The 16,650-nt window shown below is 47.2% G+C and carries 13 protein-coding genes, 1 tRNA gene and 1 pseudogene; 3 read left to right on the forward strand and 12 right to left on the reverse strand.

The annotated features are described in order from the left end of the window. Window positions 1–23 precede the first annotated feature (23 nt). The 5 genes and pseudogenes from HMPREF9194_RS06220 to HMPREF9194_RS11890 all read right to left on the reverse strand — a co-directional run bounded on the left by HMPREF9194_RS06220 (window position 24) and on the right by HMPREF9194_RS11890 (window position 3,929). A complete protein-coding gene (locus HMPREF9194_RS06220; RefSeq protein WP_016525530.1) occupies window positions 24–776 on the reverse strand; it encodes a TraX family protein in 753 nt (250 codons plus the stop codon). Window positions 777–865: 89 nt separating this feature from the next. Next, window positions 866–1,276: a putative toxin-antitoxin system toxin component, PIN family gene (locus HMPREF9194_RS06225; RefSeq protein WP_016525531.1), complete on the reverse strand. Its 411-nt coding sequence runs from the start codon at window positions 1,274–1,276 to the stop codon at window positions 866–868. Continuing rightward, a complete protein-coding gene (locus tag HMPREF9194_RS06230; RefSeq protein WP_016525532.1) occupies window positions 1,273–1,521 on the reverse strand; it encodes an AbrB/MazE/SpoVT family DNA-binding domain-containing protein in 249 nt (82 codons plus the stop codon). The genes HMPREF9194_RS06225 and HMPREF9194_RS06230 overlap by 4 nt, the downstream gene beginning before the upstream one ends. Before the next feature lie 715 nt (window positions 1,522–2,236). Beyond that, window positions 2,237–2,411, reverse strand: a pseudogene (locus HMPREF9194_RS12490) (tyrosine-type recombinase/integrase); the annotation flags it as partial. A gap of 180 nt (window positions 2,412–2,591) precedes the next feature. Beyond that, window positions 2,592–3,929, reverse strand: coding sequence for an MFS transporter (locus HMPREF9194_RS11890; RefSeq protein ID WP_016525533.1), 1,338 nt, complete (start codon window positions 3,927–3,929; stop codon window positions 2,592–2,594). Window positions 3,930–4,028: 99 nt separating this feature from the next. On the opposite strand from HMPREF9194_RS11890, the gene HMPREF9194_RS06240 reads away from it, so the two are divergent. Continuing rightward, window positions 4,029–4,110 (forward strand) — tRNA-Leu (locus HMPREF9194_RS06240). A 50-nt stretch (window positions 4,111–4,160) separates the two neighbouring features. On the opposite strand, the gene fusA is transcribed toward HMPREF9194_RS06240, so the two are convergent. The 6 genes from fusA to HMPREF9194_RS06275 form a co-directional block, all read right to left on the reverse strand. Further along, the gene (gene fusA / locus HMPREF9194_RS06245; protein WP_016525534.1) at window positions 4,161–6,233 is read right to left on the reverse strand and encodes an elongation factor G; all 2,073 of its coding nucleotides are present in this window, start codon (window positions 6,231–6,233) and stop codon (window positions 4,161–4,163) included. 22 nt (window positions 6,234–6,255) lie between these two features. Beyond that, entirely contained in the window at window positions 6,256–7,734 is a 1,479-nt protein-coding gene (locus HMPREF9194_RS06250; RefSeq protein ID WP_156828001.1) for a helix-turn-helix domain-containing protein, read from the reverse strand. A gap of 72 nt (window positions 7,735–7,806) precedes the next feature. Then, entirely contained in the window at window positions 7,807–8,508 is a 702-nt protein-coding gene (locus HMPREF9194_RS06255) for a class I SAM-dependent methyltransferase (RefSeq protein WP_016525536.1), read from the reverse strand. Between the two features lie 394 nt (window positions 8,509–8,902). Further along, window positions 8,903–10,591: an ABC transporter substrate-binding protein gene (locus tag HMPREF9194_RS06265; RefSeq protein ID WP_016525537.1), complete on the reverse strand. Its 1,689-nt coding sequence runs from the start codon at window positions 10,589–10,591 to the stop codon at window positions 8,903–8,905. Window positions 10,592–10,755: 164 nt separating this feature from the next. Further along, window positions 10,756–11,667, reverse strand: coding sequence for a carbohydrate ABC transporter permease (locus HMPREF9194_RS06270; protein WP_016525538.1), 912 nt, complete (start codon window positions 11,665–11,667; stop codon window positions 10,756–10,758). After that, window positions 11,661–12,575 carry an ABC transporter permease gene (locus HMPREF9194_RS06275; RefSeq protein ID WP_016525539.1) on the reverse strand — a complete coding sequence of 305 codons (915 nt, stop codon included), beginning with the start codon at window positions 12,573–12,575 and terminating at the stop codon, window positions 11,661–11,663. The genes HMPREF9194_RS06270 and HMPREF9194_RS06275 overlap by 7 nt, the downstream gene beginning before the upstream one ends. Before the next feature lie 200 nt (window positions 12,576–12,775). On the opposite strand from HMPREF9194_RS06275, the gene HMPREF9194_RS06280 reads away from it, so the two are divergent. Then, window positions 12,776–14,233 carry an alpha-L-fucosidase gene (locus HMPREF9194_RS06280; protein ID WP_016525540.1) on the forward strand — a complete coding sequence of 486 codons (1,458 nt, stop codon included), beginning with the start codon at window positions 12,776–12,778 and terminating at the stop codon, window positions 14,231–14,233. Between the two features lie 84 nt (window positions 14,234–14,317). After that, window positions 14,318–15,115 (forward strand): helix-turn-helix domain-containing protein, encoded by a 798-nt coding sequence (locus tag HMPREF9194_RS06285; RefSeq protein ID WP_016525541.1) that lies wholly within the window; start codon window positions 14,318–14,320, stop codon window positions 15,113–15,115. Window positions 15,116–15,154: 39 nt separating this feature from the next. Here the strand turns inward: HMPREF9194_RS06285 and HMPREF9194_RS06290 are convergent, their stop codons facing one another. After that, window positions 15,155–16,636 carry a M81 family metallopeptidase gene (locus HMPREF9194_RS06290; protein ID WP_016525542.1) on the reverse strand — a complete coding sequence of 494 codons (1,482 nt, stop codon included), beginning with the start codon at window positions 16,634–16,636 and terminating at the stop codon, window positions 15,155–15,157. Between the last annotated feature and the right edge of the window lie 14 nt (window positions 16,637–16,650).

A 16,650-nucleotide genomic window follows, 5' to 3' on the forward strand; every position in this document is an offset into this window, starting at 1 on the left:
AGAAAAATTGCGAATTTTTTATTCTAACTTCCAATCATAACTCCAACATTCCCATTTACAATTATCCTGATGATTCCACAGACAACAAGATGAATCGGATAATAAAAATAAAAGAAATATTTCATTCTTTTGAAAGCACCTCTTTGTCCGTTATAATTTTTGAGTAAAGGAATTGTTAATACCACGCCCATTTGAATGATTCCGTATATTGGATTGATAAAAACTGCATAAACTGTTGCATAAACTGCAATCCACAAAAGCATCATAAGCATTTGTTTTTTGAAATCATCACGATTCCATCCAAAATACAAAATTACAAGAAAAGCGGGACTGGACCAGTCTGACGGAAATGCCAATGCAGCAAGTATAAAAATCAATACAGTTTTCTGCCACTGCTTTAACTTTTCAGAATCAGAAATTGATAAGCCTAGAACTCCGAGAAACAATGGCCATATTATGCTTGTTTGATTGAAGCAGCTTGTTTTAAAAGGAATGAATGGAATTCCAAATGCAAAATTATATGCGAAATGCCCTATTACAGAAAAGATAAAAAGCCTTAAAAGATATTTTTTTAGATTATGTGTATAATGATATCCTTCCGCCGCCATATACCAGAAAATTGGAGCAGCAAGTCTCCCGAGCATATGAAGTAAAATTATCCACCAGTCTGTTTGATAACTCGGATAAAGTACCCACAATACATGATCTAATGTCATGGAAAGAACAGCGATTATTTTTAATCTATTACCTGTCAATTTTTTCCCTTTTGCTTCCATAAAATCTCTAGCGGCTCAGTGAGCCGTCCTCCTAACATTCGCTTAACCTGCATTTGCGACTTGTCCGCAATGTCAGGTTGAAGCGGGTGTTAGGTTATTTCTTCAATCAAGTCAAAATATTTTGTTGGCGTAAAAATTAACGGCTTATCAATTTTTATATCTTCAAAATCTTTGTCTCCGGTAATCAAAATATCAGAATCAGATAAAATTGCAGATACAAGAATCGGTAAATCTTTTATGTCCCGAATTTTTGGATATTGCTTTTCATCAATTTCTTCTGGACTCTTAAATTCTTCAAAACTAATTCCGTCAAAAAAAATATCCAACAGTTCTTTTTTCAATGGAAATTTCTTTTTAAAAACTTCTTTACATTCTTCTTTTGTATATGAAGAAATTATAACCGTATGCTTTTCAAGCAAATAGGAAAAAACTCCAGCCGTTTTACCATTAGGGAAAAGTATCGCAGAAATAATGATATTTGTATCTACAAAAACTCTCAACGTGCTTTCCGTAATTCCTTGATATAATTAATAACATCATCTTCTGTTTGAAAACCTGCTTTTTCTGCTTCTCCTTGCATTTGAGCTTGAATATTCGATAAAGTTATTTGAGAAGCGTTTGTAATATAAACTTTCCCTCTACTCTCCTCAAAAAAGACTTTATCACCGGTTTTTAATCCAAGCATATTTCTTATCGTAAGAGGAATTGTAATCTGACCTTTCGAGGTTACTTTTGCAAGTTCCATAAAAAACCTCCTTACTTTCCTTACTTATACTATACACAAATCGAGTACTTTCTGTCAATAAGTTTTATTAAATATTTAATATTTTTATCGCCCAGCAAGTCAACCATCTCTACTTTTTAGCCATGATATAGTAGAAATAAGAAAAAAATATCTTAAAAAATGTTTTTACACGGTATTAAGGCTAAAATCACCCATTTTAAAAAATAGTTGTGATAACCTGGTCAAAGCAATGGTAATTTCAAATTTATAATTCTTATTTGAGGCTTGGAATAAGAACTGTGAAAATTCCAATTATATGAAAAATTTCACAAACAATAAAAAAACGACACCTATAGGTGCAAATACAAATAAACCAATAATAGCAATTGCAGCAGATAGCATTTGATATTTAGCAAATTTTGTATTTCCGGAAACAAAAGCATAGATTCCCGTATCGCCAAATTGCTATGTACAATAAAACAAGACTCCAATTAAAAAATTCATTTTTAGATCGAAATAAATGTTATAGGTCGGTTCCGCACAAGTCTTTCCGCAAGCAGTTAGCTTGTCAACCTAACACCTTTTCAACCTTTCGGTATAATATCACAAAAAGCTATGCTTTTCCATCTAAATTGCTGCGGATCAAAAAATCAGATCTTTCTACCACAACTGTTCATAAGAATAAATCATCAACAGCCAGATTAGGCCTATCTTCACTAAATGGGATAAAGGCGAATCACATTCGGTCGATAGGGCTTTGAATGCCTGGACTGCCGCGGTTGAGGATGTGGGTGTAAACCATAGCGGTTTTAAAATCGCTGTGACCGGGAAGCTCTTGGATAAGTACAGATATCGTAGCCGGTTTCAAGCAAATGTGTTGCAAATGAATGGCGGAAAGTATGACAGCCGATTCGTGCGGAGGTTTTCATACCATCGGCACTCTGTGCCGTAATAAACGAAAGCGGCACCGAACCGAAACCGGGGGCGAGGGGGTGGCGGAAGACGGCCCGCTTAGGGGCGGCTGAAGACAGGGGGAGCTGCAAGCGGATGGGGCTGCTCCCCCTCCTCTATTCCGCTCGGTATCCATTCTGTCATTCAGCGTGCTTTGCGCGTTTATTCAAAACGGCGAAAAGGAGAATGCCTGCAAGAGGGAAGGCGGAATACGATGCGTATAAAAATCCGTAGCCGAACCGGTGAACGACGATGCCGCCCAAAGCGCTCGCCAAAATTTTTGCCGTACCTATCGCGCAGATGGAATACAAAAGCTGGCTCAGCACGTACTGCTCTTTGCGCCGCGCATGCTGAGCGGCAAACATAACCGCAGCAGGGTGAAAGAGGCCGAAGGTAACGCTGTTAAAAAGTTGGGCTGCGGCGGCTCCGGCGACCGAGGGGAAGCACACGTAAACGAGGTTCCGTACCGAAGAAGCGGCCGAACAAAATAAAAGCAATTTGACGCTGCCGTACCGGCGGATAAAACGGTTCGAAAAAAACATAAACGGAATTTCGCTTAGGGCGCTGAGGACCCACAAAAAGCCGGCGGCGTCGCTGTGAAGGTATTCGCGCACATACATCGAAAAAAAGTGATTGGTCGGCGCTTGACCGAACATCGTTAAAAAAATAAGGGCAAGTACGAGCCAATAATACGGCGAAAATTGACCGAAAAAGAGCGAAAAAGCGCCGGCAATCGTTCCGAAAAAGCCGCGCGGAATTTTCGGTTTTTCGGTTAGTTCAGTTTTTTCCGGTTTTCCCGTCCGATTGGCCGGCGTGCCGGCCGCATGGGCAAGGTCGGCGGATTCGGCCGGCGCGGCTTCGGACGGCGCGGTATCTGTAACGTCGGAAGACCTTTGTAAAGCCTGCGCGGTACCTGTAACATTCGGCGAAGGCGGCGGCAAGGGCGTCATAATACCGGGGATTACGATTAAAGACAAACTGAAAAGCACGGCCGGAACGGTCATCCAGAGGACGGTTGCAAAGGTGCTTATAGTATCGATATGAATAAAGCGCTGCATAACGATATTGGCGACGACAAAGCCGAGCGAACCTACCGCGCGTATGCGCCCGTACCTGTCGCGCTTTGTACCGAGCTGCAAACCGATAAACGAATCGGAAACGGGTATAACCGCTTTTATGGCCGACGCGTACACGGCAAGGCACAAAGCCGTAAGGGCAAACAGCGGCAGCGAAAACATCACACAGGGAATGAGCGCCAAGACGCATCCGTTTATAAATAAAAACAAGCCGTATTTGCCGTTTTTTGCGGGAATGTTGCCCGAAAAGAACGGAACAATCACGCCGAACACTTCGAAAACGGCGAGCAAAAAGCCTATATGAACGACCGAATAGCCCATATTGCGCAAAAAAAGCGGCAGCCATGCAGTTATGCCGGCATATACCGCAAACAAAAAAAACGAAGGCACAATCATGTTCATAAAAAGGTCCTACAAAACGAACTTTGTTAAAACGGGGTATTGACGGCAAAATCCGTTTTTGCTATACTGAGTCCCGTTGTGTTGATAAAAAACACACCCGCGGGGGTGGTGGAATTGGTAGACACGCCAGCTTGAGGTGCTGGTGGCGCGAGCTGTGCCGGTTCAACTCCGGTCTCCCGCACAAAAGCCGTTTCGGAAAAATCTTTCGAAACGGCTTTTTTATTTTTACCGCTAAGAGCCCAGCCCGCCGGCTTTCACCTGAAAACGGCAGAATTCCATGCTGAAAGACGCCCTGCCCTGAGTTACCGAGCGCAAGCCGGTTGAAAAACCGAACATTTTCGCCATCGGCGCTTGAGCGTGCACGATTTCGGCCGACGTTTTCGATTCCAAACTTTGAATAATGCCGCCTCTTTGGGTAAGCAAACTCATCGCATCGCCGACAAATTCTTTCGGGCACACGATATCGACGCTCATAACCGGTTCCAAAACCTGCGGATCGGCTTTTTCGCACGCGTTTTCAAAAGCGGCGGCGGCGCAGGCTTCAAAAGCAAAGGGCGTGGAAGTCAATTCGTTGTAATCGATAGCGCTCACCCTTACGGCAATGCCCGTACACGGATAGCCGTATCTGATGCCCGCGGCAAACGAATTGCAAATGCCGTTTTGTACGGCGTCGAAGATTTCGTCGGGAATGCCGGATTTTGAAACGGTACACGTATAGGTATTATCGGGAGCCGAACCTGCATGATCGCTCCCATTCGTTTCGGCGGCAATCGGCGAAACGCTGAGCGTAATGCCGGCCGTCTGTTCTTTTCCGCCGAGCACTTTCGAGTAGGTTTCGCTGTGCGAGATTTCGCAGCCGACCGATTCGCGGTACGTAACCTGCGGGTTGCCGACGCGGGCGGAGACCTTAAAGTCGTCTTTCATGCGCGTAACCAAAACTTCAAGATGAAGCTCGCCCATGCCGGAAATAAGCAGCTGCCCCGTTTCCGCATCTTCGCGGAACGTAAAGGTCGGGTCTTCTTTTGACAGGATTTCGAGCGTTTCTTTGAGCTTGTCGCGTTCCGAAAGGGTTTCCGGCTCGAGCGCAACCGAAATAACCGGCTGGGGAAACGAAAGATTTTCGAGCAAAACGGGAACGCCCTCATTGCCGAGCGTATCGCCGGTTTGCGCAAGCTTTAAGCCGATAAGAACGGCAATGTCGCCCGCACTTACGCTGTCCAATGCTTCGCTTTTATTCGAGTGCATGCGAAGAATGCGGCCAACCCGCTCGCGCTTTTTTTTGCCCACGTTGAACACTTGATCGCCCGTTTTTATTTTCCCCGAATAGACGCGCACATAGCACAAACTGCCGGCTTCGCGTTCGTATTGAATTTTAAATACCAAAGCGCTCAAAGGACCTTCAACCTTGCACGGAATCGAAACCTTTTCCTGCTTTTTTACCTGAATGCCCGATGCGGCGGGAACTTCATCCGGAGCGGGAAGATAATCCACGATCGCGTCTATAAGCGGCTGAACGGCACAGTTTTTGCGCGCCGAACCGCACAAAAAAGGCACAAAAAGCCGTTCGATCGTACAGCGCCGTATTTCTTTTTGTAAAAGTTCAAGGGGAACTTCTTCTCCCGACAAAAACAATTCGGCTATTTCGTCGTTATAAGATGAAGTCGCGTCGATTATTTTTTCGCGCCACGCTTTCGCCTCTTCAAGCCTGCTCGAATCGATGTCGCTTTCGATAACCGTTTCGCCCTCATCGGCGGGATCGAAGCGGTATTCTTTCATACGCAATAAATCCACGACGCCTTCAAAAGCGTTTTCGGAGCCGATGGGAAGCTGCAGGGCGAGCGGCTGCGCGCCGAACTTTTGCTTAACGTCGTTCATGGCGGCAAAAAAATCGGCGCCCGTTCTGTCCATTTTATTTACAAAACAAAGCCGCGGCACGTGATACTCGTCCGCTTGGCGCCACACGGTTTCGGTTTGCGGCTGAACGCCCCCGACCGCGCAGATAACGGCGACCGCTCCGTCCAGTACGCGCAGCGAACGTTCGACTTCCGCCGTAAAATCGACGTGGCCGGGCGTGTCGATAATATTGATTTGCCGGTCGCGCCAATAAGTTGTGGTTGCGGCGCTTTGGATCGTAATGCCGCGCTCCTGTTCCTGCGCCATCCAATCCATGGTTGCAGCCCCGTCGTCTATTTCGCCTATACGGTGAATTTTTCCCGTATAGTAAAGGATACGTTCGGTTGTGGTGGTTTTTCCCGCGTCGATATGGGCGATAATGCCGATATTCCGTATATTTTTTAAAGACATGACAACTCCGAGGGCGAGTATATCACAGTTCGCCGCTCTCTGCAAACACCTTTTGTTTAAATTCGGAAGGCGTAAGGCCGTATTTCTTTTTAAAAGCGCGGCGGAAGGTTTGCGCATTGGCATAGCCGCATTTTTCGGCAAGGGAGTTGACCGGTTCTTTTATATCGGTTTCTATAATATCGTGCGCTTTTTCAAGGCGGAAATCTTCAAGGTACTGCGCAAAACTTTTGTGTATGCGGGTGCGGAAAAAATAGTACAAAAAGCTTTCGGTAATGCCGAAGTCCTTTGCCATTTGCGAAAGATTTAAAAAAGATTTGGGATAATTTTCCTCTATGTAGGAAAGAATGCGTTTTACCGTTGCGGCATCTTTTTCCCGTACGGCCGGAGCCGCTGTATTCTGCGCGTCGGAAGTTTCTTCAAAGGAGCCGGAAGTTTTATCGGCCGCTTCCGCAGTTTTTTCTTCGATGAGAACTTGACTACGCGATTCGGAATGCGCAAACGGTGTACGGACGCGCAACAAAAAGGCGATCAGTGCCGCCGTACACAGCGCAAAAACCGCGGCGGGAAAAACAAACCAAAGTGCACCGGCGCTAAAAAAAAGCGGCACAACAGGAATTCCCGAAAACAACACCGTTCCGGTCGAATTTAAAGGGCGAACGATTATGCGGTAACTTCGGCCGGCGATTTTTTGCGTAAAGGCGGGTACGAAATTTTCGCCCTGCTTTGCCGAAGAACGGATAAGCTTTTCCGCCTCGCTTTGCAGCGCATTTTCCGCGTGCGAGCGGAAAAACAGCGGCCTACCGTCAGAACCCGCAATGCACATCCAACTTTCCGGCAAAGAAAAAAGCGGTTCGGTCAACGAATCGAAATAGGTCGTTTTCAAAAGCATAATGAGCTTTCCGGTATTTGCCGAAACGTTTTGCAAAGGCAGGGTTTGCTCGTATACGATTATGCGCCGACTGACGGAATTCAGCGCAACGCCGGTTTCGCCCAGCCATGCGTTTACATAGACGGGACGAAGATAGCGCGTTCTCCATTGGCCGCTGTTTAAGCCTTCAAACTCAAACAACGACGAATACATCGTATCGATATCGAAAAAAGCGTTGTCGGCTTCCAAAAGGTAATCGCTTTTTTTTGAATACACATAGAGTGCCGCTATCGCCGGATGTACCGACTTTGTGTACGACAACTGCCTTTGGGCGTCTATGATAACTTGAATGTCGCTCGAGCCTTGCTCGACCGGCCCCTGCGTTACAAAAAGCTGCACATCGGCGTTTATCATAAGGATATGAGAAAGCCGCTGAATTTCGTTCATTGCAAAATTCAAACTTTGCGCTGTCTTTAAAACGGTGCTTTCGGCTTCGTTCATCATGCCGCGCATTTTGGCGTAAACTAAAGCGTATTCGGCACCGAACAAAAGCGCAAAAAAAATGCATATTGCCGCAGCAGTCGAGAAAAATCGTTTGTGTCGCTTAGCACCGGGAACGGTCCTTTGTACCACGATGGAAAGAATTATAGCATATTTTGAATAAAAATGCACGCATAAAGCCCGACAATTCGCTCCGCACGGTTTTCAATGAAGTTCTTTATTCATTGCTCCGTTGCACTTGCTTTGACTTTTCAGGTTTTCACCGAGGATAAAGTAATGCCACGAGCCGTATTCTTTTCCGTCGGCGATGATTTCCTGCGTGTGCTGTAAATCGATAATTCGAATACCTTCAAAAAGAGCGGGAATGTTTTCGGCGTCGGCAAAAAAATGGGGAATGCCGTTTTCAGGGCCGTCTTCAACCTTTATAACGGTGTTTTCGTCTAAAGCGGGAAAACCGGCTTCTTTATAACTCCATGCATTTTTTGAACACAAAGTTACATACAGTTCGCCCCCGCTTTTAACCGTCCGTTTTATTTCGGAAAGTATTTTTTTTATGCCCGCAGTATCCGTATGCGAAATAACGTGATAGGCAAAAAGGCAGTCGAATGAATCGTCTTTATACGGAAGCGAAATCATATCGCCCGTGCGGACGCTGATATTCAGTTTTTTATCGGCCGCTTCGGCGCGCAGCGGTTCAAGGACCGAAGCCGAAAGATCAAAGGCGTCGACGCTAAACCCCTCGCGCGCAAAAAAAAGCGAATGCCGTCCCAAACCGCAGCCGAGGTCGAACAGGCACACAAGGCCCTTTGTCTTCCACCGCTGTGCCAAATAATACGCGATCGGCGCCGGTTCGTTCCACTTTGTTTTATCCGCTTTATCCCAATTCCATGCTTTATGTTCGGCCATGTGTTTGTCTCCTAAATATCGATAACCGGCGGAGACGGGGCGGGTGCAAAAGGTCGTATAAACAATACTGAATGTGTGCGGCGTGAACTCGGCCCGCAAAAAGGCTTCCGCGCTTCGCTTGTGCAGAATTTTTTGCGGGCTCGAAACCCCGCCGCCACCTTAGTATATTTATACGGTACGACCATAGCACCGCGCCCGTGTACCCGCCGTTTCCGCTGTTCCGTCGGGAAAGCAGAAGTCAATTTTCACAATTCCGACATGAACGCCGCACGTAAAACAGTCTGTTTTAAATTCTGCACACGGATGTGCAGAAAAGTTTTAAATAATGAGTTTTGCGGAGCAAAACTCGAGTTCAAAACCGCACAGGACGTGCGGTTTTGAAACAAACTTGCGCCTATTTATACTGGCGGTCGTAGGCGCTTTGCATATTCGCAAGAACGGCCGAAAGCTGGAGCTTATCGAGGTTTTTGATATAGGCGTCCCAGTCTTTGTCGCTGTTTACGTCGAGCGTACCGACCATAAACTTAACCGCGCTTTGGCGGATATAGTTCGCCAATTCCTGCTTGATTGTCGAAAACTTTTCGCTTTCGTCGGCCGTGTACTTGAGCGGCGGAACTTCTTTTTTTACGTCGGCATAGGGCTTGTACAAATCGTGCGTTTCGTCGTACAAAACTTTTTCGAGGTTTTTCGGCGCATAGTACTCGCCGGTTAAGTCGGCGGCCTGTCCGAGGCGGAAAGCGGCCGTTTCGCCGATAGTGTGGCCTTCGATAAAGGTTACGTTTTGCGGGTCTTTATCGTTCCACGGCTTAAGTTGTTTCCACAGCGCTTTTTTGCCGTCAAGCCCGACGTCGGAAGCGGAAGCCCATGCCCATGCGTCGCCTTCGTTTCCGTATTTTTGCTTAAGCGTACCTTCGGTGCTGTACATATAGTCGAAGTAGCGCAAAATTGCTTCGGCATAGGGCGTTTTTGCCGACAACACGAGAGCGCCCGTTCCGGGAGTGGGTAAAAAATTTACCGCTTCGCGTACACCGCGCGGTCCTTTTAAAGGCGCAATAGCTTGAAAGTGCAAAAAACGCTCTCCGCTTAAAGACGAAAATTGGCCTCTCCAGCCGCCGGTAACAAAACCGACAACCGGCTGGGCGGCGCTTTCAACCAATTGAGTAAGCTGGCTCGAATCCTGAGTAAAAGAGCCGTTGTAGATAAGGCCTTCTTTGTACAATCTATTGATGTATTTAAGCGCATCGCGATAGGCCGCCTTGTTGACCGCAGTGTCTATCTTTTTGCCGTTCATAAAATACCCGGCGTTCGCTTCATAGTTTGCGCTGATATTCGTGTCGAGATCGCAGTAGATGAACGAGTTGATGAGAAAGCGTTCAACCTGATCGTTCCAGCCGATAATGGAACCGGCAAGCGGAATTTCATCTTTTTTACCGTTGCCGTTGGGATCTTTGTCGCGGATCGCGACAAGCGTGTTGTAAAATTCTTCGGTCGTTTCGGGGACTTTTAAACCGAGCTTATCGAGAAAAGGCTTATAGACAAACATTTTTGCGGCGTTTGTGCAGTGATAGCATACTTCCAAGCGCGGCAAAGAATAAATATTGCCGTCGGTAAGGGTCATAAAACCTACCGCACCGGGAAAATCCTGCAAAGCTTTCGACAAATTGGGTAGCGTACCGTCGGAATAGAATTTATTCAGCGGCATAAAAAGCTTTTCTTCCACGCCGTAGGTGGTTTCTTCGGCAAAGCCCAAAACGCGTTCAAAACCGAAAAAGGCATCGGGCAAATCGCCGCTTGCAAGCGTTAAAGCAAGTTTTTCTTTAGCGGCCTGTTCGGGAACCATAATCCAATTCACTTTTATGCCCGTTTTTTGTTCCATAAATTTGGAAAATCCGTTTGTGTTAAAATCTTCAACACAGGGCGGCTGAGGCACCATAATGTTTACGGTTATCGGTTCGGATACAACAGGATACGTTCCCTTTGCCGTGTACTTGACGTTTGAAGCCGCAGCGGAATCTTTACCGCCGGCGGCAAATACGCATACGGACAATACGAGGGCAAGGATCATAGTTGTAAGTCTTTTCATAACTTTTCCTCCATAATTTTTAAGCGGTACACAAACACCTGTTGTTGAACCGCCTATATACTCACCGCGCATACACACGGAAGTTTTCGTTTCATTCGGCACAGCCGATACGGTTCGCTGCAGCAGATAAGGTCGGTGCGCTTTACTGCTCGGCACTGCCGACCTCAACCTTTGACCGAACCTATCATAACGCCCTTTACAAAATACTTTTGCACAAAGGGATACAAAACCAAAAGCGGTACGCTTGCAACAACGATAAGGGCGTATTTAATCGTTTCGGCCAAGCCTTGAGTTCGTGCGGCGGCGGCCACATCGGAAAGCATACTCGGATCCGTTCTGTTTACAATTAAAATATTGCGCAGCACGATTTGCAGCGGATACAGCTTTTTATCCTGCAAAAAGACCAGGGCGTCAAAATAGCTGTTCCACAATACGACCGCATAAAATAAGGCGAGCACGGCGATAATCGCCCCTGAAAGCGGGATAACGATTTCGAAGAAAAAACGCAAATCGGAACAACCGTCGATTTGCGCCGCGTCGTACAGTTCGTTTGTAATCGTTTCCTGCAAAAAGGTACGCGCGATAATCACGTTCCACACATTGACCGCGTTCGGCAGCACGATCGCCCAGCGCGTATTGTACATGCCGATATTTTTTACGACAAAATACAGCGGAATAAGGCCGCCTGAAAACAGCATGGTCACCATAATGAATTTCGTAACGAATTTTCTGCCGTAAAATTCCTTGCGCGAAAGCGGATAAGCAAGCAGCATCGAAAGTGCGACGCTCGTAAAGGTTCCCAGCGCCACATAGATAATCGAATTCATATAGCCGGAAGCGATGTCTTTATTCGCAAAAACCGCCTTATAGCTTACCGTGTCGAAGTTGACGGGAAAAAGCCATACTTTATGAGCGATAACCGCTTGCGGCGAGCTGAATGAACTTGCGACAATATACACGAGCGGATACAAAACAATAACAAAACACACAAGCAAAAACGTATTGTTTATAAAATTGAAAATACGGTCGGCGCGTATTTCGCGCACTTTATAAGCGGGAGCCGATTTTTTTACCATAAGCCGCCTTCATCCTGTTTTGATTTTGCCAAACGATTGAATAAAAGAATAAGGCATACATTTATAATCGAATTGATAACGCCGATTGCCGTCGAATAGCTGAAATCGTTATTTACCAAGCCCATCTTATATACGTATGTGGACATAATTTCGGCGGTTTCCAAATTCAGCGGGTTTTGCATTAAAAAGGCTTTTTCAAAACCCAAACTCATAACGAAGCCCATGTTCAAAATAAACATAATCACAATCGTGCTTTTAATGCCGGGCAAATCCACATACCAGATTTTTTGGAATTTATTTACGCCGTCGACGCGCGCCGCTTCGTATAATTCGGGATTGATCGAAGTAAGAGCGGCAAGGTAAATAATCGCGTTGTATCCCGTGTTTTGCCACAAAGCCGACCACACGTAAATGTGCCGGAACAAGCCGGGTTCGCCCATAAAATTAACCGATTCCAATCCCAATCGCGCGCGTATCACGTTGAACAGGCCTAAGGACGGATTCATAAACTGCATTAAAATGGACACCATAACAACCGTCGATATAAAATACGGCGCATAGGTTATCATCTGTACCGATTTTCGCCATACCTTGCTTTGTGTTTCGTTCAAGGCGAGCGCCATAATGACGGCAAGTGGAATGGACGCAAAGAGGGCGTACATGCTCAAAATAAAGGTGTTCCACATAATTTGCAGGGCGGACGGATTGCCGAAAAATTTAATGAATTGATTTAAGCCGACCCAGGGACTTCCCCAAATACCCTTGGAAACACGGTATTTTTTAAATGCAAGCAAAATACCGTACATCGGAACATATTTGAATACGATAAAATAAATCATCGGCAAAGCGACAATCACGTAAAATTGCCAATGCGATAAAACCTTTTGCTTAAATTTCCTATCGATCATGCATACAGTATTGCATCCGAATTCGGATTTTGAAAGCGTCGTTATTTGAAAAAAAGGTAGGCTGCCGTAAAAACAGCGGGCATTTTTGAAAAAACGGGCAATTATTAAAAAAAAGCAAAGTGTTCGCCGCCTTGCCTGTTCAAAGGCCGCCGCTGCATGTATAATATCATAAAAATACGTAAAAATAACGGAAGGTACATATGAAAGAAAGTTTGTATTCGGCCGAGCGCCTGAACGCAACGGAGCGCTGGCAAAACTTACAGTTCGGCATGTTTATTCACTTCGGTTTATATTCGCTTGCAGGCGGCTGCTGGAACGGCAAACCGGTAAAAAAAGGTTATTGCGAACAAATACTTTCGCACGGCAACATTCCGCAAGCCGATTACGAAGCGCTTATGAGCGACTTCCGCATTCCGCATTTTGATGCGGAACGCATAGCCGAAACGGCAAAAAAAGCGGGCATGCGTTATTTGGTGATTACGTCAAAACATCACGACGGATTTTGCCTGTTCGACACCAAAACGACCGATTACAACAGCGTCCGTTCGGCATGCAAACGCGACATCGTCGCGGAGCTTGCCGCCGCCTGTAAAAAAAACGGACTTGCATTCGGCGTATACTTTTCGCTCATCGACTGGCACTGTCCGTGGGCGCTCCCGATCAGCAGCCACAATTCCGACCGCATTCCGGAAAAACACCACGCATACAATGTGGCGCAGCTTACCGAATTGATGACGAATTACGGAGAGATTTGCGAGCTGTGGCTCGACATGGGACACCCGACGAGGCAACAATCGCAGGAAATGTACGATTTGGTGCACGGTTTGCAAAAAAACATTATGATAAACGGCAGGATTTGGAACGACAAAGGCGACTTTGCAACCATGGCCGACAACGAAATGCCCGAACTGCCCGAAGGCAGATACGAACTGAACGTTCCGTGGCAAACTCCCGCTTCGATTTATAAGGAAACATGGGGCTATAAAAGCTGGCAGGAAAGAACGGACGCACAGGGGAAAATCCGCAATTTGACGGACAGTTTGCGCCGCGTCGTATCGCACGGCGGTAACTATCTTTTAAACATAGGACCGGATAACGAAGGGAACATCGTGCCCTTCGAAAAAGAAGTCCTTGAAGGCATCGGGGAAAATTTGCGCAAAATGCCGCTTAAAAAAACTTGGCCGACAGCCGTACCCCCACAGACTGCCGCCGTACATCCGGCAAGCTTGCCGCAGTCTGCCGACACTCCGAGCGAGATGGGGGTCGACACGTGCCTTTTCCGCTACACCGGAGAAGATTACTACAGCTTGCGTCCCATCGTAACCGGAAAGCGGCGGTACGTACCGACAAACGGCGAGCGCCGTTCCTATATTTTGGGCTGGGCGTGCGACGCACCGCTTAAAGAAGACATAAAACTGTGCTTTGAAGACGACAACCAACGGCTGTACTTTTCGCTTGCCAAAGGAAAAACGAGCGGCGTCATCAGCTCGCATTACCGACTGCCGGAACCGGATCGCACGCCCGAGGGAAGCGGCAGTGCCGTTACACAGTGCGCAGTCTTGGAACTTTCCACCGTCGGCAATCCGCTTGAACGAACTGAACTTCCCGTAAGCGACATACGGCTGACGCTGAATGCAGCCGATGCAACCGCAGGTTGACATATTGCGCGCTGCGGTTGGTGGCGCAGCCGGATAAAACCGTGTAAAATTCTACGCATCTTATATGAGAGAACGAGGTGTTTTATGAATTATGCGAAAACTTTTGCGGAAAATCTTATTTTGCAGCGCAAGCAGCGGGGACTGTCACAAGAGCAATTTGCCGAAGAACTCGATGTGTCGCGCCAAGCGGTCAGTAAATGGGAAGCCGGAATCAATATGCCCGATATTCCGAAGCTTATCGCCATAGCCGACAAATTCGGCATTACGATCGATTCTTTGCTGCGTTCGGAATCTTCAAATTCAAAAGAAAAAATCGGCGATATAAACCGGAACGAAGCGTCGATCAATATTATAAGCGAAGGCAAAACCTTTCAGGTAAAAACGGGCTCAACCGTATACATAAAAAACGAATACGAATATATAAGCAAAATAAAAATAGCCGGCATTCCGCTCGTACACATCCATACCGGACGAAGTCATCAATGCGCACGCGGCATCATCGCGATCGGAAACAACGCGTTCGGCGTCATAGCGATAGGAGGCTTTGCGGCAGGCTTGCTGAGCTTCGGCGGTATGTCGCTCGGCCTCTTGTTCGCATTCGGCGGAATTGCCGTGGGCTCAGTCAGTTTCGGCGGTTTTTCCGTAGGCGCTTTGGCATTCGGAGGCTGTGCCGTAGGCATGCTGGCGGCCGGCGGTCTTGCCGTCGGAAAGGAATTCGCGATAGGCGGAACGTCAGTCGCCCCCGTTTCCATCGGCACAAATATTGAAGCCTCATTCAGAGTAACGCAGGATACGGCCGCAGAAACGATAAACCGGTACATAGAGGAAAACGCCCCCTACATACCGGCTTTTTTGCGCAGGATTTTTTGCCTGTTCAAATAAATGAACGGACGGTTTATACATTACCCGATATAAAAACGCTTAACGTGAGGCCTTGCCCGGACTCCAACTCATGTCTTTGTCAAACGGATACATCGGGCGGGGAAGTTCCTTGTATTCCAAGCGCGTAAATATTTCGTTTGTGCTGCCGTCGGTAAGAACGAGCATGGAACGCTTTGCAATCGCACGGATTTCCGGCTCAAGGTAGCCGAGCTTGACGACGATAACTTTCAGTTTTTCGGGTTCGACGCCCAAAGCCCGCATCATCTCGGGATCGTAACAGCCGACGTGTTTGCTCGTAACGACAACATCGACGCCCTGCACGTCCAAAAGCGCCATATCGCTGTTTTGAGCGCCGGTCCATGCTTTGCACAGTTTTTTAACCTTCGCGTTAACGGTAATCGGCGAGCTTTTTACTTTATCGAAGGCGGCGCCCAGGGTACCGCTTACCGTATTGCCCTCGCCCGCTTTAAAGGCCGCTTCCACAAGTTTGGGGTCGTAAAACGCTTGATAGCACAGGGGCGGTTCGAGCGACGACAGCACCGGATCGGCGATAATCATTTTTAAAAAATTCGTTACGTCTTGTGAAGAGCCGGCCGTAGGATTGTCGCCGGAATCCGAAAGCACAACGGGACACGTTCCTTCCTTGACGGCAACTTTCGTTTGTTCCAAAGCGTCGGCGCATTCGCGCGTTTCGTTGTAAAAGCAAAACTCGCTTCTCGTATCCCAAAACAGTTGAGCAAGTTCCCGGGCCTTTTTGCGCGCAAGCTCTCTGTCGCCGTCGGCAACAACCATAGCCGTAACGCCGTTGTCCGCCGTATCCGCCCATGGAAAACCGAGCAGATACGAGGCAGCCATAATACCCTTTTCTTTTTCAACTTCGCGCAATACGGCAATCAGTTTTTTCATCGGCTGCACGCTCGTTTCCGATTGTTCACCCGCAATTAAAAAGGGAATTTTTACCGCTTCCAAAACCGGCTTTGCGCCTTTTTCAAGCGTTTGAATCGTCATATTTGCCGCGTGAACGCCCGTTTCATACGTGTCGGTATGCGGCGCGCATTTATAGCCCACATAGCCGTCAACGTATTTGAGCATTCTGTCGGATATGGTTGCGTGCATATCGAGCGAAGATAAGACGGGAATGTCGGGGCATATTTTGCGTATGTCTTCCAAAAGGTCGCCTTCGGCTTCTCCGATTTCCCGCACGCGCATGGAACCGTGGAGCGAAAGGCACAGCGCATCCAAAGGAAGGGCGTCTTTTATCGCCTGCAAAAACTCGGCTTTGAGTTTAAGATAATAATCTTTGTCCCACTCGCCGTTCGGCACTGCGCGCGCGATGAGGGCGGGAAGCACTTCGTAGCCGGCGCTTTTAAGCGTTGCAATCGCCCCGCACACGGAACTTTGTCCCTTCGATTCAAGCAATTCTTTACCGCGCAATACCCAAATATCGTCAATGCCGGTCGTAATGGGATTAAACGTATCGGATTCGTGGTGCATGCCGCCCACTAAAACTCTTTTTTTCATCTATAAACTCCTGT

Origin of the sequence: Treponema maltophilum ATCC 51939 (assembly GCF_000413055.1) — a bacterium.
In the GTDB taxonomy this organism is placed as follows: Bacteria; Spirochaetota; Spirochaetia; order Treponematales; family Treponemataceae; genus Treponema_C; species Treponema_C maltophilum.